The organism is Variovorax ginsengisoli, assembly GCF_030486595.1.
In the GTDB taxonomy this organism is placed as follows: Bacteria; Pseudomonadota; Gammaproteobacteria; order Burkholderiales; family Burkholderiaceae_C; genus Variovorax; species Variovorax ginsengisoli_B.
In genome coordinates this window covers 1-20,791 of record NZ_JAUJZH010000012.1, presented here as the reverse complement: position 1 = coordinate 20,791, position 20,791 = coordinate 1, and the positions used below count along the sequence as shown (strand labels likewise).

Annotated in this window: 20 protein-coding genes and 1 pseudogene; 11 read left to right on the top strand and 10 right to left on the bottom strand. The window is 66.2% G+C overall.

Annotation, left to right across the window (positions count from 1 at the left end):
* Nucleotides 1–26 precede the first annotated feature (26 nt).
* The 8 genes from QZH52_RS17410 to QZH52_RS17375 are packed head-to-tail and all read left to right on the top strand — an operon-like array spanning nucleotide 27 to nucleotide 7,075.
* Nucleotides 27–1,082, top strand: coding sequence for an ABC transporter ATP-binding protein (locus QZH52_RS17410; RefSeq protein WP_301811292.1), 1,056 nt, complete (start codon nucleotides 27–29; stop codon nucleotides 1,080–1,082).
* Nucleotides 1,083–1,094: 12 nt separating this feature from the next.
* Nucleotides 1,095–2,027: a carbohydrate ABC transporter permease gene (locus QZH52_RS17405; RefSeq protein ID WP_301811289.1), complete on the top strand. Its 933-nt coding sequence runs from the start codon at nucleotides 1,095–1,097 to the stop codon at nucleotides 2,025–2,027.
* Nucleotides 2,024–2,851: a carbohydrate ABC transporter permease gene (locus QZH52_RS17400; RefSeq protein ID WP_301811286.1), complete on the top strand. Its 828-nt coding sequence runs from the start codon at nucleotides 2,024–2,026 to the stop codon at nucleotides 2,849–2,851. The genes QZH52_RS17405 and QZH52_RS17400 overlap by 4 nt, the downstream gene beginning before the upstream one ends.
* A gap of 2 nt (nucleotides 2,852–2,853) precedes the next feature.
* Nucleotides 2,854–3,708 (top strand): amidohydrolase family protein, encoded by an 855-nt coding sequence (locus QZH52_RS17395; RefSeq protein WP_301811283.1) that lies wholly within the window; start codon nucleotides 2,854–2,856, stop codon nucleotides 3,706–3,708.
* Nucleotides 3,705–4,667 carry a tripartite tricarboxylate transporter substrate binding protein gene (locus QZH52_RS17390; RefSeq protein ID WP_301811280.1) on the top strand — a complete coding sequence of 321 codons (963 nt, stop codon included), beginning with the start codon at nucleotides 3,705–3,707 and terminating at the stop codon, nucleotides 4,665–4,667. The genes QZH52_RS17395 and QZH52_RS17390 overlap by 4 nt, the downstream gene beginning before the upstream one ends.
* Nucleotide 4,668: 1 nt before the next feature.
* Complete coding sequence (locus QZH52_RS17385; protein WP_301811276.1) at nucleotides 4,669–5,400, top strand: NIPSNAP family protein; 732 nt, start codon at nucleotides 4,669–4,671, stop codon at nucleotides 5,398–5,400.
* A complete protein-coding gene (locus tag QZH52_RS17380; protein ID WP_301811275.1) occupies nucleotides 5,397–6,176 on the top strand; it encodes an RraA family protein in 780 nt (259 codons plus the stop codon). Before QZH52_RS17385 ends, QZH52_RS17380 begins: the two co-directional genes overlap by 4 nt.
* Entirely contained in the window at nucleotides 6,173–7,075 is a 903-nt protein-coding gene (locus QZH52_RS17375) for an amidohydrolase family protein (RefSeq protein ID WP_301811273.1), read from the top strand. Before QZH52_RS17380 ends, QZH52_RS17375 begins: the two co-directional genes overlap by 4 nt.
* A 39-nt stretch (nucleotides 7,076–7,114) precedes the next feature.
* Here the strand turns inward: QZH52_RS17375 and QZH52_RS17370 are convergent, their stop codons facing one another.
* From QZH52_RS17370 to QZH52_RS17345, 6 genes are all read right to left on the bottom strand, one after another.
* Nucleotides 7,115–8,551, bottom strand: a complete 1,437-nt coding sequence (locus QZH52_RS17370; protein WP_301811638.1) for an aldehyde dehydrogenase family protein — start codon at nucleotides 8,549–8,551, stop codon at nucleotides 7,115–7,117.
* Nucleotides 8,552–8,570: 19 nt separating this feature from the next.
* Nucleotides 8,571–9,536: a tripartite tricarboxylate transporter substrate binding protein gene (locus QZH52_RS17365; RefSeq protein WP_436411601.1), complete on the bottom strand. Its 966-nt coding sequence runs from the start codon at nucleotides 9,534–9,536 to the stop codon at nucleotides 8,571–8,573.
* A gap of 127 nt (nucleotides 9,537–9,663) precedes the next feature.
* Entirely contained in the window at nucleotides 9,664–10,809 is a 1,146-nt protein-coding gene (locus QZH52_RS17360; RefSeq protein ID WP_301811269.1) for an alpha-hydroxy acid oxidase, read from the bottom strand.
* On the bottom strand, nucleotides 10,806–11,738 hold the full coding sequence (locus tag QZH52_RS17355) for an NAD(P)-dependent oxidoreductase (RefSeq protein WP_301811268.1): 933 nt from the start codon (nucleotides 11,736–11,738) through the stop codon (nucleotides 10,806–10,808). The genes QZH52_RS17360 and QZH52_RS17355 overlap by 4 nt, the downstream gene beginning before the upstream one ends.
* Complete coding sequence (locus tag QZH52_RS17350) at nucleotides 11,738–12,931, bottom strand: fumarylacetoacetate hydrolase family protein (RefSeq protein ID WP_301811265.1); 1,194 nt, start codon at nucleotides 12,929–12,931, stop codon at nucleotides 11,738–11,740. The genes QZH52_RS17355 and QZH52_RS17350 overlap by 1 nt, the downstream gene beginning before the upstream one ends.
* A complete protein-coding gene (locus QZH52_RS17345) occupies nucleotides 12,931–13,917 on the bottom strand; it encodes a Bug family tripartite tricarboxylate transporter substrate binding protein (RefSeq protein ID WP_301811262.1) in 987 nt (328 codons plus the stop codon). Before QZH52_RS17345 ends, QZH52_RS17350 begins: the two co-directional genes overlap by 1 nt.
* 246 nt (nucleotides 13,918–14,163) lie before the next feature.
* Here QZH52_RS17345 and QZH52_RS17340 point away from each other — a divergent pair, with 246 nt between their 5' ends.
* Together QZH52_RS17340 and QZH52_RS17335 are read left to right on the top strand one after the other, a co-directional pair.
* A complete protein-coding gene (locus QZH52_RS17340; protein WP_301811260.1) occupies nucleotides 14,164–14,943 on the top strand; it encodes an enoyl-CoA hydratase/isomerase family protein in 780 nt (259 codons plus the stop codon).
* Between the two features lie 36 nt (nucleotides 14,944–14,979).
* On the top strand, nucleotides 14,980–16,215 hold the full coding sequence (locus tag QZH52_RS17335) for a CaiB/BaiF CoA transferase family protein (protein ID WP_301811259.1): 1,236 nt from the start codon (nucleotides 14,980–14,982) through the stop codon (nucleotides 16,213–16,215).
* A 75-nt stretch (nucleotides 16,216–16,290) separates the two neighbouring features.
* Here QZH52_RS17335 and QZH52_RS17330 read toward each other — a convergent pair whose 3' ends face one another.
* Nucleotides 16,291–17,235 (bottom strand): transcriptional regulator GcvA, encoded by a 945-nt coding sequence (locus tag QZH52_RS17330; protein WP_301811258.1) that lies wholly within the window; start codon nucleotides 17,233–17,235, stop codon nucleotides 16,291–16,293.
* A gap of 346 nt (nucleotides 17,236–17,581) precedes the next feature.
* Here QZH52_RS17330 and QZH52_RS17325 point away from each other — a divergent pair, with 346 nt between their 5' ends.
* A complete protein-coding gene (locus QZH52_RS17325) occupies nucleotides 17,582–19,108 on the top strand; it encodes an ISKra4 family transposase (RefSeq protein WP_301811633.1) in 1,527 nt (508 codons plus the stop codon).
* 524 nt (nucleotides 19,109–19,632) lie between these two features.
* Here QZH52_RS17325 and QZH52_RS17315 read toward each other — a convergent pair.
* The 3 genes and pseudogenes from QZH52_RS17315 to QZH52_RS17305 all read right to left on the bottom strand — a co-directional run.
* Nucleotides 19,633–19,815 (bottom strand): hypothetical protein, encoded by a 183-nt coding sequence (locus QZH52_RS17315; protein ID WP_301811254.1) that lies wholly within the window; start codon nucleotides 19,813–19,815, stop codon nucleotides 19,633–19,635.
* Nucleotides 19,816–19,997: 182 nt separating this feature from the next.
* On the bottom strand, nucleotides 19,998–20,294 hold the full coding sequence (locus tag QZH52_RS17310; RefSeq protein ID WP_301811251.1) for a hypothetical protein: 297 nt from the start codon (nucleotides 20,292–20,294) through the stop codon (nucleotides 19,998–20,000).
* A 394-nt stretch (nucleotides 20,295–20,688) separates the two neighbouring features.
* Nucleotides 20,689–20,791, bottom strand: a pseudogene (locus tag QZH52_RS17305) (IS5/IS1182 family transposase); the annotation flags it as partial.

Below are 20,791 nucleotides of genomic sequence, written 5' to 3'. Positions count from 1 at the left end.
GCAATCCACAAGTTCCCAGGCACTACATGGCATCCGTACACATCAGCGGCATCGAAAAGCACTTCGGCGGCACCCAGGTCATCCGGGGCGTGGACATCGACATTGCGGACGGCGAATTCTGCGTGCTCGTCGGCCCGTCCGGCTGCGGCAAATCCACGTTGCTGCGGATGATCGCCGGCTTGGAGGACGCCGACGAGGGCGAGATCTCTATCGGCACGCGGGTGGTCAACGAAGTCCCGCCCAAGGACCGGGACATCGCCATGGTGTTCCAGAACTATGCGCTCTACCCCCACATGTCGGTGCGCGAGAACATGTCCTTCGCGCTCAGCCTCGCCCGGCAGCCGAAACGCGAAATCGAGCAACGGGTGGACCGCGCCGCAGGTATCCTGGGCCTGGGCCCGTACCTGGAGCGCTTCCCCCGGCAGCTCTCGGGCGGACAGCGCCAGCGCGTCGCCATGGGGCGCGCGATCGTGCGCAACCCGCAGGTCTTCCTGTTCGACGAACCCCTGTCCAACCTCGATGCCAAGCTGCGCGTGCAGATGCGCATTGAGATCCGCGAGTTGCACCGGCGCCTGAAGGCCACCTCCGTCTACGTGACCCATGACCAGACCGAGGCCATGACCATGGGGGATAAGATCGTGGTGCTGCGCGGCGGGGTCGTGGAGCAGGCCGGGGCGCCGCTGGAGCTCTACGACCGCCCGGTCAACACCTTCGTCGCCACCTTCATCGGCTCCCCGGCCATGAACCTGCTGCCCGGCACGGTTCACGGCGACCGGGTGCAGTTCGAGGGCGGCAGCCTGCCGCTGCCTCCCGGCCAACGAGTGCAGGAGGGACAGAAGGTCCTGTACGGCCTGCGACCCGAGCATTGCGCCCTCGGCGACACCGGCCTGCCGGTGGAGGTCGTGATGGTGGAGCCGACCGGCGCCGATACCCAGCTCTATTGCCGCTGCGCTGGCCACGACGTGACCGTCACGGTGCGTGACCGCAGCGACTGCGCCCCTGGGCATCGGATCGTGCTTGCGCCGGATCCTGCGCGGGCGCACCTGTTCGACGCCGACTGCGGCAGGCGCCTCGAGGCCTGAAGGAAGATGAGCGTGGACACCGTCATCACCCATCAGGCCGTGCGCGCGCACGGCAGCGCGGCGTGCCGCCGCAAACCGGCCAACCCTCGCCGGCTCTGGCCCTTCCTGCTGCCCAGCGCCGTCGTCTGCGTCCTGATCCTGCTGTTCCCGCTGGCGTACGCCCTCTACCTCAGCTTCTTCAACTACTACCTGGACAGCGGCGTCAGCACGTTCGTGGGCCTGGGCAACTACACGGACCTGCTGGGCGATGCCGCCTTCTGGGGCGCGCTGGGACGTACCCTCGGCATCGTGGTGTCGGCCGTGGGCCTGGAGTTCTGCGTCGGGCTGGCGGTCGCCTGGGGCCTGTACCGGCTGACGGTCGGCGTGCGCACCCTCAACCTGCTGATGTTCCTGCCGCACATCATCACCCCGGTTGTGGCGGCGTTGTTCCTCAAGTGGATCTTCGCGGGGCGCTGGGGATTGCTGGACTCCGTTCTCGCCGGCATGGGCGTCTATGCCCCCGACTGGCTGGGCAGCCCAATGTGGGCCCGGCTCGTGGTCGTGCTGGCCGATGCCTGGCAGTTCACGCCTTTCATGATCCTGGTGCTCTACGCCGGCCTCAACACGGTGGACCAGAGCCAGATCGAGGCGGCCCAGCTCGATGGCGCCAACGACCGGCAAATCCTTCTGCGGATCATGCTGCCGGCCATCCGCCCGATCGTGGCCTTCGTGTTGACGATGCGCATGATGGACGCCTTCCGCTACTTCGACACGATCTACGTGCTCACTTCCGGCGGGCCGGGCTCCGCCACGCAGACGCTGACCATGCAGACCTACGCCCTGGCCTTCCGCCTGTTCCAGGTGGGCAAGGCCTCGGCCCTCGGCGTGCTGACGCTGGTGATCGTCCTGCTGCTGGCCGCCACTCTCCTCTTCATCCTGGGCCGCCGCAAGGAGAACGCCGAATGAATACCCACCGCTCCCGTACGTCGCAGCTGCTGCTGCTCCTGGCGTTGTGCCTGTTCACCGCGTTGATGCTGACCCCGGTGGCCTGGGCTTTTCTCACTTCCATCAAGCTGCCGATCGACGCCTTCGCCATTCCACCCAAGCTGGTGTTCACGCCGACCTTCGAGTTCCACCAGCAGGTCTGGATGGAGAAGGGCTTCGCACGCTATTTAGCCAATAGCCTCGTCATCGCCGTGAGCACGGTGGTGGTCTCCGTCTCGATCGGCACGATGGCCGCCTACGGCCTGTCGCGCATGCGGGGCAAGGCGGCGCGCGGCGTCCTGTTCGGCCTGCTCTCGTTGCGCATGTTCCCCCACATGCTGCTGGCGATCCCATTCTTCCTGCTGGCCAAGTTCCTCAACCTGATCGACACCTATCCCGCCATGGTGCTAGCCCTGGTGGCGATCAACCAGCCGTTCACGATCTGGCTGATGCACAGCTTCTTCGTCGACGTTCCGTCAGAGATTGACGAGGCGGCGGCCATCGACGGCGCCAGCGAATGGCAGATCTTCTTCCGGGTTGTGCTACCGATCGTGCGGCCCGGCCTTTGGGTGACAGCGCTGTTCAGCTTGCTGCTGGCCTACAACGAGTTCCTGTTTGCGCTGGTGCTGACCGGCCCGCACACCAAGACCCTGCCCGTCGCCATTGCCGAATACGGTGGCGAAGACCTGAACTACTGGTCGCTGTCGGCCGCCGCCGCCATCGGCATCATGGTGCCGATCATGGCCTTCATGGCGCTGATGCAGCGCCACCTGGTCCGCGGCCTGGCGCTCGGGGCGGTCAAGTGAGCATGCCGGGCATGGTGGACGCGCACCAGCACCTGCTGCAAGTCGGCCGCCACGACTACTTCTGGCTCGAGTCCGACTCAGCCATCGCCCGGGACTACAGCCTCGACGACCTGCGCGCGCAACTGGGTGGGGTCACCGCCACGGTGCTTGTGCAGGCGGCTCCAAGCATGCGCGAGACGGAGGATCTGCTCGAAGCGGCCGCCGCCTCAGGCGGACTGGTCCGCGGCGTGGTGGGCTGGGTAGACCTCGCTTCAGCCGAGGCATCCGAAACCATCGCCGCTCTGGCCCGCCGTCCACTTCTGAAAGGGGTGCGGCCCATGCTCGGCTTCATGCGGGAGACACGCTGGATCCTGCGGCCGGAGGTCCAGCCCGCGCTGGCGACGCTGGCCCATGAAGGGCTGACGCTGGACATGCCGGCGCGGCTGAGACACCTCACGCTGCTCGCGGAACTGGCGCAACGCCACCCGAGCCTGCCCATCGTGATCGATCACGCCGCCAAACCCGCCATTGCGCTCGGCGAGTTCGCGTCGTGGGCGCGCGATATCGCGCAGGTGGCGCGCGAGACCGGAGTGTTCTGCAAGCTGTCCGGCCTGGCCACCGAGGCGACCCCGACCTGGGACGACGAACAATTGCGCCCTTACGTCGATCACCTGCTGGCGAGCTTCGGCCCCGAGCGCCTGATGTGGGGCAGCGACTGGCCCGTGGTGGAACTCGCCGGCGGCTACGCGCGCTGGCGCGACACCTGCCTGCGCCTGCTGCCGGCCTCGGTGCATACCAGCGTCATGGGCGCCACCGCGCGTGCCTTCTACGGCCTCGATAAACAGCGAACAGGAGTAAAACAGGAATGGATATCGTGAACTACTTTCGCAGGGCGGCGCTGTGCGTCGCCCTGGCATGCGCGACCACAGCCGGCATGGCCGAAACCTGGCCGTCGAAGCCGATCCGCATGATCGTCGGCTTCCCGCCCGGAGGCGGGGCGGACATCGTCGCGCGCGTCGTGGGCGCCGAGCTGGGCAAGTCGCTGGGGCAGAGCGTCGTAATCGACAACCGCGGCGGCGCCAATGGCGTGATCGGCACCCAGGAGCTGGCCAAGGCCGCGCCGGACGGCTACACGCTGATGCTCACCATCTCCTCTCACGTCACGAACGCCCTGCTTTACCCGAAGGCCCCTTACGACGCCATGAAGGATTTCGCGCCGGTGTCGCTGGTCGCCAGCTCGCCGTTCGTGCTGGTGGTCAACCCGCAACTGCCCGTGAACAACGTGGCGGAGCTGGTGGCACTGGCGAAAGCGCAGCCGGGCAGGATCAACTATGGCTCGCCAGGCAACGGCTCCACGCAGCACCTGTTCCATGCGCTGATGAACCTGAGCGCCGGCATCGACATGACTCATGTCCCCTACAGGGGCGGCGCGCCGATGGCCAACGACCTGTTGGCCGGCCTCGTGCAGGTAGGCTTCACCACCCCACTGTTCTCGCAGCCGCTGCTGCAGCAGGGCAGGCTCAAGGCGCTGGCGGTCACCAGCAAGCGGCCGATCGCGCAGCTGCCCAACGTGCCACCCATCGGCGATACCCTGCGCGGCTACGAAGCCGAGGTCTGGTATGGCGTCATCGCGCCGGCCGGCGCGCCAAGGGCTGTCATCGACAGGCTGTCGGCGGAGATCGCACGCATCGTGCACGCGCCGGCGGTGCGGGACAAGCTGGTCGCGCAGGCCGCCGAGCCCATCGGCAGCACGCCCGACCAGTTCGCGGCCGTGATGGAGAGCGAGCTGAAGAAGTGGTCGGCCGTGATCCGGCAGACCGGCGTCCGGGCCGAGTGAGATGCTGTGCGAACTGCGCATCTACCACCCCATGCCCGGCCGGCTGGGCGACCTGGTGGAACGCATAGGTGCGGTGATGCCGCCCTTCTTCGAGCGCCACGGCTTCGCGCCGCGCCTGGGACAATGGACCGGCGTCGCCGGCTCGCCCACGCCGGTGTTCGCGTGGCTGCTGCGCTGGCCCAGCCTGGAAGCACGGATGGCCGCATTCGCCGCGCTCGGCGCGGACGTGGAGTGGAACGCCCTGCGCCTGCGGACCAACGGCCCTGGCGATATGGTGCGCCGTTACGACCTGCGCCTGCTGTCGGCCTCGGGCCTCGCCGCGTCCGCAGGCACGCCGTTGCGCGGTCCGGCCTGTGGCCTCTACGAATTGCGCACGCTGCCGGTCGCCGTCGGCCGCACAGGCGCGGCGCAGGCGGCCCTGGCCGCCGTCGACCTGCCGGCGCTGGCCGCCACCGGCACCACGGTCGCCGGCGTATTCGACAACATCTTCGGCGGCACGACACCCGGCGCCACGCTGCTGCTCGGCTGGCCCGACTTCGAGCACCGGCGCCAGGCGCTGGCCGCTTACGAGCGCCGGCCTGAAGTCATGCAGGCGCGCGCGAGCGAGCGTGAACAGTGGGCCGGTGAGCACCTGCTCGGGGAAGGCGGCAACCTGCTGCTGGAGCCCACGCGCTACGGTGGCGTCGACCTGCAGAACTCAACATCCCAGACAACCCAAAGGAAGACCCCATGAGCAACGACAAGCCAAACATCGATCCCTTCGAGCTGAAGAAATACTACGACCCGCTGCGGGTGGCGGATGTGTGCGACGCCCTGGACGGTATCGGCTACTTCAACCTCGGCTTGGTCGCGCCTGAGATCCGCGCCCTACAGCGCGGCACCCGCTTCTGGGGGGTGGCCTTCACCGTGCGCTGCGTGCCCGCGAACAGGCCCATGTGGACGCTGCCGACCACGCCCGAGATTGTCGATTCGCACGACATCTGGTTCCGGAAGGTGGGGCTGGGCGTCTGGCGCTTCTATGACCAGCTCCAGCCAGGCCACGTGGTGGTGACGGACACCGGGGGTTCGCCTCCCGTGGGCCTGTGGGGCTCGGAAAACTCGCTGCGCGCCGTCCAGAAAGGCGCCGTCGGCATCATCACCGACGGCCAGTGTCGCGACAGCGGCGAGTTGCTTGAGCAGGGCACGCCCATCTGCTCGCGCGGGGTGGCTCGCACCATCATCCCGGGCCGCATCGAGATCATCGAGACGCAGACGCGCATCGGCATGGGCGGCGTCCAGGTCTGCCCTGGCGACATCGTCGGCTGCGACGACGACGGCATCGTGGTCGTGCCGCAGACGGTGGCAGCGGAAGTGGCCGGTCATGCGCGGGAAGTGCTGCTGGCCGACATGCGCAAGCGCGCCAGGCATTTCGCCGAACTGGGCTATCCCGCGGACGACAGCGTCGACGTGGCCCGGATCGAGCAGTACTACGCCGAGCTCGACGCCGCGGCGGCAGGTGCGCCCCGATGAAGCCGCCTGAACCCTTCATCGACGCCCACCACCACTTCTGGGACCTGGGGCGCAATCCTTACCCCTGGCTGCAGGATCCGGAGCCCATCCCCTTCCGCTACGGCGACTATTCGAAACTCAAGCGCAACTATCTGCCGGCGGACCTCGCGCGCGACACCGAAGGCTTCGCCCTGGCGAAGACCGTCCATATCGAAGCGGAGTGGGAGCGTGCGAACCCGGTGGACGAGACCCGCTGGCTGAGCGGCCTCGCGGCCGCCACCGGTCGGCCGTCGGCCTGCGTGGCCCATGCGGCGCTGGACGGCGCCGATGTGGAAGATGTTCTGGCGCAGCAGGCGGCCTTTGCACTGGTTCGCGGCATCCGCCACAAGCCGGTCACTGCGCATGCGCACGCCGACGCACGCCGGGGGCTGCCGGGATCCATGGACGACGAGCGCTGGCGCCGCGGCTATGCCATGCTGGCGCGCCACGGTCTGTCCTTCGACCTGCAGGCGCCCTGGTGGAACCTGGACCAGGCGAGCGACCTGGCGCGCGATTTCCCGGGCACGCAGATGATCGTCAACCACACCGGCCTGCCGTCGGACCGCTCGCCCGAGGGCCTGGCGGCCTGGCGTGCGGCACTGGAGCAGCTGGCGCTTCGGCCCAACGTGGCCTTGAAGATCTCGGGGCTGGGCCAATGCGGGCAAGCGTGGAAAGAGGACGCCAACGTGCCGGTGATCCGAGACGCCATCGCGATCTTCGGCGCCGGGCGCTGCATGTTCGCGAGCAACTTTCCGGTGGACAGCCTGGTGGCCGGCTACGAGACCCTCCTGTCCGGCTTCCTGGCTGCGATCGCCGACCGGCCGGACGCCGAACGGCGGCAGCTGCTGCACGACAACGCGCAGCGTATCTACCGGCTGTGAACGGGCGGGCCAAGGTGATCGCCTTGGCCTTCCGCGAAATCACGCCTGCGTGTAAGCGGTCTTCACCACCGTGAAGAACTCCTGCGCATACCTGCCCTGCTCGCGCGGCCCGTAGCTCGATCCCTTGCGCCCGCCGAAGGGCACGTGATAGTCCACCCCCGCCGTCGGCAGGTTGACCATCACCATGCCTGCCTGACTGTGGCGCTTGAAATGCGTCGCGTGCTTCAGCGAGGTGGTGGCGATGCCGGCCGACAGCCCGAACTCGGTGTCGTTGGCCGTGGCCAGCGCTTCCTCGTAGTTCTTCACCCGGATCACGCTCGCCACCGGACCGAAGATCTCTTCCTTGTTGATGCGCATCGACGCCGCCGATTCGCTGAACAGCGCCGGCGACATGTAGTAGCCGTCGGTGTCGAGCTTCAGCCGCTCGCCGCCCGCGGCCAGGGTGGCGCCCTCGCCCTTGCCGATCGCGATGTACTCCAGGTCCTGGTCGAGCTGCGACTTCGACGACACCGGCCCGATGTCGGTGCCCTGCGCCAGCGCATCGCCGACCTTGATCTTCGCCATGCGAACCTTCATCGCCTCGATGAACTTCGGATAGATCCCTTCGGTCACGATCAGCCGGCTCGACGCGGTGCAGCGCTGGCCGGTCGAATAGAAGGCGCTCTGCACGCTGAGCTCCACCGCCTGGTTCAGGTCGGCGTCGTCCAGCACCACCTGCGGGTTCTTGCCGCCCATCTCGAGCTGCACCTTCTTGTGGTTGGTGGCGCACTGGATGGCGATGTTGCGGCCCACGCCGACCGAGCCGGTGAAGCTGATCGCGTGGATTCCCGGGTGGTTGACCAGCGCATCGCCGATCACGCTGCCGCGGCCCATCACCAGGTTGAACACGCCCGGCGCAATGCCCGAGCGGCTGATGATCTCGGCCAGCGCCCAGGCGCAGCCCGGCACCAGGTCGGCTGGCTTCATGACCACGCAGTTGCCGAAGGCCAGCGCCGGGGCGATCTTCCAGGCCGGGATGGCGATCGGGAAATTCCATGGCGTGATCAGGCCGACCACGCCCACCGGCTCGCGCGTGATCTCGATGCCGATGCCCGGGCGCACCGACGGCAGCACCTCGCCCGACAGGCGCAGGCATTCGCCGGCGAAGAACTTGAAGATCTGCGCGGCGCGCGTCGCCTCGCCGATGCCCTCGGCCTTGGTCTTGCCCTCCTCGCGCGCCAGCAGCGTGCCGAGCTCTTCCTTGCGCGCCAGGATCTCGTTGCCGATCTTGTCCAGCGCCTCGGAGCGGGCCTGGATGCCGCCCGTCGACCAGGCCGGGAAGGCGGCCGTGGCAGCCGCCACCGCGGCATCGACTTGCGCGGCGTCGCCCTGCGCGTACTGGCCCAGCACGTCGCCGAGATTGCTCGGATTGACGTTCGGGCTGTAGCTGGCGGCCGCGCGCCATTCGCCGTTGATGAGGTTGTCGAAGTTCTGCATCACTTGCATGGCGAAGGCCCTAGTTGCTCATGTCGATCTTGCTCGCGATCGCCTTGATGGAGGTGCTCTCGCGCGCCATGCTGGCCCGGAAAGTCGCGGCGTCTTCGTAGGTATCCGTCGTGAAGTACTGCTTCTCCATGACCTCGCGCAGCGATGGCTCCTGCATGGCCTTGGCCGTCGCGGCCATGAGCACGTTCACGACTTCCGGCGGCGTGCCCTTTGGCACGGCCAAGCCGCGCCAGGTTCCCAGGACCAGATCGATGTTGCGCTCTCGCAGCGTCGGCACGTTCTCAAAACCCTTGATGCGCTTCTCCGACATCACGCCCAGTGCCTTCAATTTTCCACCGAGCACGTTCGGCGCCACTTCGGGCGAACTGGCGATGACCGCGTCGATGTGGCCGCCGAGCAGTGAGAGGATCGCCGGAGCGCCACCGGCATAGGGGATGTAGTTGAACTTGGTGCGGCCCTTGTCGGCGAGCGCCGCCGCCGCCAGGTGCCACATGGAGCCCTGCCCGGCATTTCCGACGCGCACATTCGCACCCGGCGAGCGAGACGCAACGAGGAACTCTTCGATGGTGTTGTAGGGCGCATCGGCCCTGACCACGACGACGGCCGGGTCGGCGTTGAGCTTGGCGATGGGAATCAGGCTCTCATGGTTGAACTTCGCCAGCCCCAGGTATTGCAGAAAGGTGATTTCGACCGTGGTCAGTGCCACCTTGTAGCCATCGGGCTTGGCATTGATCACGTCCGTCCAGCCAATCACGCCGGCGGCGCCGGCCTTGTTCACCACGACCACGCTCTGCGGCAGGAATTTCGCGACGGCGGTGGCGTAGGCGCGCGCCATGACGTCAGCCCCGCCGCCAGCCTGGTAGGGAACCACCAGTTCGATCGGACGATGCGGATAGGCCACCTGTTGGGCGAATACGGATGTGGTCGCCAGAATTCCGAGGGTTGCAAGGCAGGCAAGAAGCGGTCGTCGAGGAATTTGCAAGTGAGTCTCCTTCTGTTTTGGATTTGGATGAAAGTGATGTGTGGCGAGCCCATGGACGCGGTTCAATGCCACCAACGAGCGACGCCTGAAGGCGCGGTAACAGAAACATAGGGACCGATCACTACGCGCCAGGCAGCAGCACGTCGGCATCGACGTCGCGGATGTCAGTGCGGCCGCAGAAGGCCATCGTGAGGTCGAGTTCCTTGTGGATGATCTGGAGCGCGCGGCTGACGCCCTCTTCGCCGAGCGCGCCCAGTCCGTAAAGCATCGAACGCCCGATGTAGGTGCCCTTGGCACCCAGCGCAATGGCCTTGAGCACGTCCTGGCCTGAGCGGATGCCGCCGTCCATGTGGACCTCGATGCGGTCGCCCACGGCCTCGACAATGGCAGGCAACGCACGGATGGACGAGGGCGCGCCATCGAGCTGCCGGCCGCCGTGGTTGGAGACGATCAATGCGTCAGCGCCGGCAGCCACAGCAAGCCGCGCGTCCTCGACATCCTGAATGCCCTTGAGCACGAGCTTTCGCTTCCACAGACGGCGGATCCAGGCGACGTCGTCCCAGCTGAGGGTGGGATCGTATTGCTGGGACGTCCATTCAGCCAGCGACGTCATGTTCTCGACGCCTTCGACATGGCCGATGATGTTGCCAAAGCTGCGCCGCCTGGTGCCGAGCATGCCAAGACCCCAGCGCGGCTTGCTCGCCATGTTGAGCATGTTGCGTAGGGTGAGCCGCGGGGGGGCCGACAGTCCGTTCTTGAGATCCTTGTGGCGCTGCCCGCTGATCTGAAGGTCCAGCGTGAGCACCAGGGCCGAACAGTTCGCATCGTCCGCGCGGCGTATCAGCCGCTCGACGAACGCGCGATCTCGCATTACATACAACTGGAACCAGAACGGATGGCCGCCGGTGGCCTGCGCGACGTCTTCGATCGAGCAGATGCTCACCGTGGACAGCGTGAACGGAACGCCGAAGGCCTTCGCCGCACGCGCCGCCAGGATTTCTCCGTCCGCGCGTTGCATGCCGGTCAGGCCGGTCGGGGCGATGGCCACCGGCATGGCCACTTCCTGCCCCAGCATGGTCGTGCGGGTGCTGCGGCTCTCGAGGTTGACAGCCACCCGCTGGCGCAGCAGGAGCTGCTGGAAGTCGCGCTCGTTCGCCCGGTAGGTGCCTTCGGTCCAGGACCCAACATCAACGTAGTCATAGAACATGCGGGGCACCCGCTTCTTCGCAAGCACGCGCAGGTCTTCGATACAGGTGATCACGCTCATGGATTTTTCTTCCGGGGCGATGGGGTCGACGCCTCTGCCTCGTACAGCCGGATGATGGAAGTGGAGTCAGCCATGGCCGCGCCGCTGCCGACGTAGGCGGCGTAGCGCTCGGCGGCTTCCTCCATCAAGGGCAGATCGCAGCCGTTGTCGCGGGCGAAGGCGCGCACCGCCTGCATGTCCTTCGAGAGCTGTCGCGCATAGCCGATGGGCGGATCGAAGGTGCGCGCATGGATGCGCGGATAGATGTTCTGTAGCAGCATGCTGTCGGCAAGGCCTCCGGCCAGGCAGGAGGGAAGCCGCGTCGCGTCGATGCCCGCCGCTTCGGCGAGGAGCGCCACCTCGCTCATCAGCACGAAGCCGGCACCGACGATAGCCTGGTTGAGCACCTTGGCCGTCTGCCCGGCACCGAGCGGGCCCATGTGCGTGACGTTGCTGCCAAGGCAGTCCAGGATTGGCGCCGCCTCGGCCATGTCCTCGGCCGTGCCACCGGTCATGATCGTGAGACTGCCCTCCAGCGCTGCCGCCGGGCCGCCGGAGACCGGCGCATCGATCCAGCGCAGACCTGCCTGCCTTGCCGCGCGCGCGGCAAGATCGCGGGTCGACGCCGGCGTAATGGTGGACAGATCGATCAGCAGCCGGTTCGCGAGGTCCTGCACCCTCGCTACCCCAAGTTCGCCCAGGACGCAGTCTTCGACCGCTTGGTCGTCAAACACGCACAACAACACGATGTCGGTGGCCGCGGCCACCTCGGCCGGCGAGGCGGCGGCGGTGGCGCCGAAGGGCAGCACGAGTTGCACTCGTTCGGGCTCGCGGTTCCAGACGGTGACCCCATGGCCACGCGCGAGCAGGCGGCGGCACATCGCCTCGCCCATCAGGCCGATGCCAATGAATCCGATGCGCGGACCGGATGTGAGTGAAGCGGCGGACATCAGGATGAACCTCCCAGCAGCCCGCGGCCCGCGAGATTGGCCATCAGCGCGCCGATTCCGAAGCGCCACGGCGGCAGACGGTCGCTGCGTCCGACGAGGTTGACGAGCGCGCCGAGCCTAGCGCTGCGGATTGCGACCCGGTCGCCTTCATAGTGCGTGAACCCTTCGCCCGGTGCGCCGCGATCCTTTGTCGGGGCGAACATGGTGCCGCAGAAAAGCATGATCCCGTCAGGATACTGGTGATGCGAGCCCATGGCATGCGACACGAGCTCTTCCGGCGACCGGCTAATCAGCGCCATCGAGCTACTGCCCGAGAGAGAGAAACCGTCCAGGCCCTGCACCTCCAGATCGACGACCGCGGAGGTGACATCCGGAAGTGCAAAGCCTTCGTCGAACAGGCGAATGAACGGGCCGATGGCGCAGGATGCGTTGTTGTCCTTGGCCTTGCCCAACAACAAGGCGCTGCGCCCTTCGAAATCGCGCAGGTTCACATCGTTGCCCAGCGCTGCGCCGACGATCTCGCCCTCGGGCGTCACCGCCAGCACGACTTCCGGCTCGGGATTGTTCCAGTTCGAGCCGGGATGCAGACCCACGCAGACGCCAGTGCCCACCGAGGCTAGCGGCGCCGCCTTGGTGAACACCTCGGCGTCCGGCCCGATGCCCACTTCGAGGTACTGCGACCATAGTTGCTGGTCCACCAGTACGCGCTTGAGTTCCTCGGCCTGCGGCGATCCGGGCCGGATCGCCCCCAGGTCCGCGCCGGCGATTGCAATCATCGACTGGCGGATGTCGTGTGCGCGAGTGGCGTCGCCTCGCGCCTGTTCCTCGATCACTCGCTCAAGCATGCTGGCGGCGAACGTGACGCCGGCCGCCTTGACCACCTGCAGGTCGCATGGCGCCAGCAAGTGGCGGTGCGCGGTGTCGGGGCCGTGTACGCAGGTGCTGTCCAGCCACTGCGCCAGCGGGCCGAGCGCCGGGCCAACCGCGTCGCGGGCCAGCGCCACGCGGTCCGCCCGCGCGACCAGCGCCGCCATCGTCGGCGCGTGCGCCGTGATGTCGTGCAGCTGACCATTGCGCAACGCGACCACGCACGGGCCGCCGCGGGCGCCGGGCGACCAGGCGCGGCCCACGAGCGTGGCGGTGTCGGCGTCCTCGGGCAGGGTCTCGGCCAGAGTCTGGGTGAGGCGGGACATCAGACAGTCACCTTCGCTTCACGAATCACTTTCGCCCATTTGCTCTTCTCGGTGCCAATGAAAGCGGTGAACTGCGCGGGAGTCCCACCGCCGTCCGCGGCTCCGACGGCCACCAGCTTCTCGGCCACCTGCGGCAGGCCAAGGACACGGTTAAAGTCACCGTTCATGCGCTCGATGAGCGTGGTGTTCATCTGCCCGGGGCCCGCCAGCCCGTACCAGGTGCTGGCGTCGAAGCCCGCGAAGCCGGACTCGGCGAGCGTCGGCACCTTCGGCATCGCCGCTGCCCGGTGCAGGCGAGTCTGCGCGATCGGCAGCAGCTTGCCGCTGGCGACGTGCGGCGCGGCCGACGACATGGTCTCGAAGCTGTAGTCGATCTGCCCGCCGATCAGGTCGGTGATCATCGGGGCCGAGCCCTTGTAGGGGACATGCATGGCATCGATGCCCGCGCGCAGCTTGAACATCTCAAGCGCGAGATGCTGGACCGATCCCGGGCCCGCCGATCCGAAGCTCACGCTGCCGGGCGCGGCCCGGCAGCGCTCGACGATTGCCTGCACCGTGCGGTCCGGCTGCTCGGGGCGGCAGACCAGTAGGCTCGGCACGATCCCCACGAGCATGATGGGCGAGAAATCCCGCTCCACCACGTAGCCGATGTTCGGATAGAGGTTGGGCGCGACCGCATGGTTGCTGAAGTTCGTCATCAGCAAGGTGCTGCCATCTGCCGGTTGCTTGGCGACGTATTCCGCGGCGATCACGCCGGCAGCGCCGGCCCGGTTGTCGACCAGCACCGGAATGCCCCACAACGTGGCCAGTTGCTGCGCAATGACGCGCGCTACCACATCGGTGCCACCGCCCGGCGGAAAACCCACCACGATCCGCACCGGTCCGCGTGGCAGCGTCTGGGCGATGGCGGTCCGCGGCGCGACTGCGAGGATGCAGATGGTCGCACCAGTGCCTGCAGCCGCGGAAATGAATTGTCGTCGTCGCATGTTGTCTCCAGGTCGCTTGAAATGGTTCGCGGCGCGCGCTTGGCGCAAGGGTGGGACGACAGTCTAGGAAGCGCTGCCACCTGTGGCAACGTGGATTTACTTGAAGGTGGGCGGAGAAATATTCACAAGCGGGAGAACAAGATTTTCTTGAAAGGCCCGCCAGTTTTTCTCGCTTTGAGCCGGCGGCCGATGCTCCCTAAACTGCGCCTCCATTGCCCGCCCTGACGGGTCCAGCCGAAAGAACCCATGACCGAAGCCCTGATCGTTGAACGCGATGCGCACATCGTTACCCTGACCCTCAACAGCCCGCAAAAGATGAACGCCATGAACGAGGCCATGTGGCAGGGTCTGGGTGATATCTTCTGCGACCTCGAGAACGATGATTCGGTTCGCTGCGTGCTGCTGCGTGGCGCTGGCGATAAGGCATTTTCCGCTGGCGCCGACATCGAGGAGTTTCCTCGTACCCGGCTCGACAAGGCGCATGCGCGCGCCTTTGCCGCTGTGACGCACCGTGCAATGAAGGCAGTTTCCGAAAGCAGGCATCCCACCCTGGCGGCGATTCAGGGCGCCTGCGTCGGCGGCGGCCTGGAACTAGCCTCCATCTGCGACATTCGCATCTGCGGCACGTCGAGTCGCTTCGGCGCGCCCATCAACCGGCTGGGCCTCGTCATGTCCCATGGCGAACTCGGCGGCCTGCTGGCACTTGCCGGACGGGCCGTGGCACTGGAGATCGTCCTCGAGGGGCGGGTCTTCGGCGCCGCGGAGGCACTTCAGAAGGGTCTCGTCAATCGGGTCGTCGAAGATGCCCAAGTGCTGCCGGAAAGCCAGGCCACTGCGCGCCGGATCGCCCACGGCGCCCCGCTAGTGGCGCGCTGGCACAAGCGCTTCGTGCGACGGCTCGAGGCGGCAGCGCCCTTGTCGGACGCCGAGCTCGACGAGGCGTTCGACTGTTTCGATACCGAGGACTTCCGCATCGGCTACCGGGCCTTTCTCGACAAGACCCGCCCGGCCTTCGTCGGCCGCTGAAAACGTCCTACTGATTCCCAGACAACGAGCCTCTCCATGACCCTTCCCCTCTCCCGCATTCGTGTCCTCGACGTCAGCCAGATCATGGCCGGCCCCTTCTGCTGCATGCTGCTCGGCGACATGGGCGCAGACGTGATCAAGGTCGAGACGCCCAAGGTCGGCGACCAGACGCGGCGCGCCATGGGCTTCCGCCTAAAGGGCGAGGACAGCGCAGGCTTCCTGGCGCTCAATCGAAACAAGCGCAGTGTCGAGATCGACCTCAAGAATCCGCAAGGCCTGGAGGCTTTCTACGAACTGGTCCGCAATGCCGATGTGCTCGTGGAGAACAACCGTCCGGGGGTCGCGGCCCGCCTGAAGATCGACTTTGACACGCTGCACGCCATCAATCCGCGGCTGGTCTATGCGAGCATCTCGGGATTCGGGCAAACCGGTCCCTGGTCACGCCGGCCGGGCCTGGACCTGATCGCCCAAGCCAGCAGTGGCGTGATGAGCGTGATGGGCGAGCCCGGCGCTGCTCCGGTCAAGTCGAGCGTGCCAATCGCCGACCTCGGGGCGGCGTTGTTCACCGCCTATGCGGTCCTGAGCGCCGTGATCGGCCGCGAGACCAGCGGCAAGGGGCAGTACATCGACGCGTCGCTGCTCGAAACCGCCATGGGCCTGTCGATCTGGGAGACGGCCGAGCTGTGGGGAACCGGCAAGGCACCCCAGCCGCTGGGCAGCGCAAACCGCATGAGCGCGCCCTATCAGGCCGTTCGGGCGTCGGACCGCTACTTGGTCGTCGGTGCCGCGAATCCCAAGTTGTGGAAGGCTCTGTGCGAGGTCGTCGGGCGGCCCGATCTGCCAGCGGATCCGAGGTTCACCGATAACGTGGCGCGCATTCGCAACCGCGGCGAACTGATCCCGCTGCTGGAGAAGGAACTGGCCCGTCGCACCGCCGACGAATGGGTCGACGAACTGCTGGCTGCGGGCGTGCCGGCGGCGCCGATCCTCGACTACGCCGAGGCTATGGACAGCGAGCAGGCGCGCGCTCGCGAGATGACGATGGAGATCGACCATCCGGTCGAGGGCAAGGTCAGGACCCTGGGCTTCCCGATAAAACTACGGGGTACGCCCCAGCAGGTGCGCTATCCCGCACCGCTGCTCGGCCAGCACACGGCTGAAGTGCTCGAGGAATGGGGCATGGACCCGGCCCGGATCGAAGCCCTTCGCCGGGCCGGCGCGTTCGGCACGTTCGATGAGTCGATCGCTTCGCCCACTCCTAAAGAAGTCTGAACACGCATCCGGCAAGACGAAACCTCGTAGGCGCGCACCACAATTTATCTGGCGCCGCGTGCTGCAGCGCAGCGTCTACAGGATCCCAGCCTGCGCGACGTCGTCGGTCTGAGCGTCACGTGCGACTTCCTGCCTGACCCAGCCCAAGAAGATGCCAAGGCGCGGATCGTCAGCACGATCTTCCGGATAGACGAAGAAGTAGGAGAACTCGACCGGCAGGGTCAGGCCTTCGAACGGCCGGACCAGCCGGCCTTCCAACAGGTCGCGCTCCACCCAACTGCGCTTGGCAAGGGCGACGCCCAGCCCATCGATAGCTGCATCGATGACCAAGTGACTCGGCCAGAACGAAGGCCCACGCGTGGTGTCCACGCCCTGCACGCCGGTGTGCTCGAGCCAGGTGGCCCAGTCGGGATTGCTGACGTCGTCGTAGGTGCTGTCGTCGTGCAGCAACCTGTGCAGGCGCAGATCATCGGGAACCCGCAACGGCACGGGCCCGGCCAGCAACGATGGTGCGCACACCGGGAAGACCTCGACCGGCAGGCAGCGCTCGGCACGCAGGCCCGGGTACACACCGCGGCCAAAGCGTACCGCGAGGTCGAAATCCTCGCGAGCAAAGTCCACCATGTGCTTGGACGTTGATATCTTCAGGTCGACCTCGGGATGAGCCTGCACGAAGCGTTTCATGCGCGGGATTAACCACTTGGTCGCGAACGTCGGTGGCAGATTGATCTTGAGCGCGGGGATGCTGCGCTCACGGTGCAACTGGTAGGTCGCAAAGGCCAACTGCCGAAAGGCCTCTTGTACGCCCGGCAAGTAGGCCTTGCCTGCGGCGGTCAGAACCAGGGCCTTGGAATCGCGCAGGAACAGGGTGATGCCAAGGTTCTCCTCCAGCGCCTTGACCTGATGGCTGACGGCCGATGGCGTGACGAAAAGCTCCTCGGCCGCACGCGTGAAGCTCAGGTGCCTTGCGGCAGCTTCAAAAGCACGCAGGGGATTGAGAGGCGGGAGCTGGCGTGACATGGCGAATCCATTGTGAAGGCGCCGGGGCGAGCTCTCGGCAGAAAACAGATGCTGCGAGCCATTACCCGGCTCCATGATTGGCGAAATCATAAGCGCCAAGACGCCAACTGGCGAAGCGAAGCTGCTGACGCGACCGCCTTCGGCGTGCAATCACAACGCGGCGGTAGCCACGGCCGTCGACACCCACGTGATCCGTCGTTGTCATGTTGTCGACGCCCTTCGTTCGGTGCCGTGTTCGTTGACGTGGTGACAGCCGTTGCAACGACCAGCATCGCGAGCTTCCGGTCAGGCATAGGAGAGCATCACATTCCTGGGGGTGTGCAGTGCAGCAAAGTAAGCTTTGGAGATGGAAACCGGGGCATCTTCTCGACAGGAGGTCCTGCAGCTGCGCGCAGTGCTGCGCAGCATCAGCCCGATGATCTGGCGGCGACTTCCGGTGCGCGGCGATACCAGCGTCGCCCGGCTTCACCAGATCCTGCAGGTCGCGTTCGGCTGGCAGGACATGCACCTTCATCGCTTCGAGATTCGCGGTCGCGAGTACGGAGTCCATCAAGAGGGCGGCGTGTTCTTCGACACCGACGCGCACGAAGTCCTGATCGGACAACTGGAGCTGCGGCGCCTTGAGCGATTCCCTACGAATACGAGCAGCTGGATGCCTACCTGTCCGACCGCAGGGCCTGTCCGCATTGCGCCAAGCCGCGCGCGGTCAAAGCTACCACCCGCTGCGCTTTCGCACCGCCTTCGGGAATATCGACTTGCGCAGCCCCGCTGCGAGCAATCCCGGGAGGCTACATTCTCTCCGCTCAGCGAACTGCTGACGGTGCACACGGCCCCAGAACTGACATACCTGCAGGCCAAGTGGGCCGCGCAAGTCTCCTTCGCAGCGGTCGGTGCGCTGTTGCATGATGTGTTGCCCGTCGACCAGGGGCTGCATCCGGAAGCCATTCGTCGGCACGTTCTGGACACCGCGGAGCGACTCGAAGCGCAGCTCGGCCCGGAGCAGTTCACCTACGACGGCGGCTCCCAGCGCGAGATCGAAGCCTCGCCGGAACCTGCCGCTCCCATCTCGGTGGGGCTGGACGGAGGCTACATTCGAGGTCGCGATCGCCTGCCGGGTGCCAACGGATGCTTCGAGGTCATCGCCGGAAAGAGCATCCCGGACGAAGGTGCGGCGAAAGTCTTCGCCTTCGTCCATCGGATAGACCGCAAACCGAAGCGGAGGCTGCGCGCCGTGCTCGAGTCGCAAGGCATTCTCCCTCGACAGCACATCACGCTCCTGTGTGACGGCGGCGACACCGTGCGCGAGCTTGGCGCCTTCCTGCACCCGCGATCCGAGCACGTTCTGGATTGGTTCCACGTGGCCATGCGCATCGAGCAGCTCTTGCAAACGGCACGCGGGCGGCAAGGCTCGGAGAAGGAAAACCTCCTCAAGGGCATCGAACGCGTCAAATGGTTCCTGTGGCATGGAAACGTGATCCGCGCCGACGAAACCTTGTATGACCTGGTCGAGGAAGTCGACGGCGTGCTCGAGCAGGACAGGCAAGCTGGGCGGCCGCCTTCGGTCGTGCTGAAGAAACTTGATCGGGCGCTGGGTGAATTCGCGACCTACGTCGACAACAACGCCGGCGCCATCGTCAACTACGGAGAGCGGTACCGGTGCGGGGAGCGCATTGCAACCGGCTTCGTTGAATCCGCGGTCAACCAGGTGAGCTCCAAGCGGTTCGTGAAAAAGCAGCAGATGCGCTGGACGCCGCGCGGCGCGCATCTGCTCCTCCAGGTTCGTACCCAGGTCCTCAATGACGAGTTACGCGCGTCCTTCGAGAGTTGGTATCCGGGTTTCGGAGCTCGGGACCAGGCACCGCTCGCGGCGTAGGCGGTGGAGCAAGGATGCTGCACTGCACACCCCCAGGATTGCGATGATCTCCGTGTTCGAGAACCTGCACCGTGGTGATGAAGGCGCCTATCTGTACACGCTGGCGAGCTGGAAGACGAACCACAACGGGAAGGGTCCGACGGGAAGACGTGAAGCCGGTGGTGGGGTCGGCCGCCGTGGCGCTGGACGCCTGGCTCAAGGCGAGCGGGATCACATAGGGGCCCCTCTTCCGGGGCATCCTCAAGAACGGCAAGCTCGGCACTGACGGACTCTCGGGCACCGCGGTGCGGGACATCGTGAAGGCCCGGTGTGCGCTGGCAGGGGTGGGAGATGATTCTCGGCGCACTCGCTGCGGTCGGGGTTCGTCACCGAGGCGGGACGTCAGAACATGCCCTTGCAAGAAACGATGGCGATGACGGGCATCGGAGTACGGATACCGTGGCGGGGTATTTCCGTGCAGGTGAGCACGGTTGCGCGAATGATGGATGCGCCGAGGGCTACTTTACAAACCGTCGGGGCATCGCCTACTGACCCGCGGGCCGTCGATCCGTAGATCCCTGGTTCGAGCCCAGGTCCAGGCGCTTGATCACCGGCCGCGTCGTCAGGCCGGCCGCCAGCAGCACGCAACCGTGCGACTGCCTCGTCTCGGCGTCCTGCCAGGCCTCGTGGTACTCGGCCGAGAGGTAGGCGAAGCCGCGCTTGCGCACCGCATCCACTCGACCAGGCAGCGCAGCCGCTGGCCCTCGATCGCCAGCTTCAACAGCTTGGCGGCCGCGCCATCGCTGTGCTTGTGGGCGACGTCCAGGGAGATCTCCCGGCCCACCACCGCTCTTGTCGATAGTGAATTTCAGCAGCGGCACCCGATCGGATTGGCCGCAGCAACTCAGCTTCAGAAAGATGCCCCACGTTTGGTCGGAAGGTCGAGCTCAAGTGGGACCGTGGGCGCGAAGTGCGCGTCGTCGGCCTGCTTGTCGAAATCCCATGCCACCAACCTGCAGTTCGCTGCGTCGACGGGCCAGACTGTCACACACCGGCCGGCCTTCAATTCGGCGGCTGCGTGGTGCAGGGCATCCTTGATCCGTGCAAACGAAGTCGCTGCACGGGTCTGCCCGTCGAGCCGCTGTGCCATCGGGCCGGCCGTGGCTCCTTGATCGAGAGAATTCTTCATCGCAGTCACTTCCTTCATGTCAATACCAATCCGTCTTGATAGCTTCTTTGAGTGATTTCGTCCGGCAACGAATCGCAACGAAGGAAGTGTTGTCCGCTGGGCACCGGCTGCACAGGGTCAGTTTGAACGCATTTCGTCGGTCCAGTCCCGAGCCAGGGGCGGGCCGATGGACTGGCCCGATCGAATCAGCATGAACTGACTCTGGTCGGCGCAGGCCGGACTGCCAACATCGGCCTGGCCGGATGCGAACAACCGGAATGCGGCAGATCGAACTGGTTCATCACTCCAAACACCATGCGATTTGATTTCTTTCGGCGTCCGAGCGACGCCCCGGCGTGCCCGATCGAGGCGCGCGAGCCGGCCGTCAACGAGGCGATGCACGTCGAGTCAGGCGGCTTCGTGACCTAAGAACTTATCCGTAAATTATGTTGACGTCGGCAGGTACCTTGCGGAAGGCAATGATGGCAGCGGCAAGGTGGTTGAGGGCGACGAAGCTGCGCTCGAGTTTCTCGTAG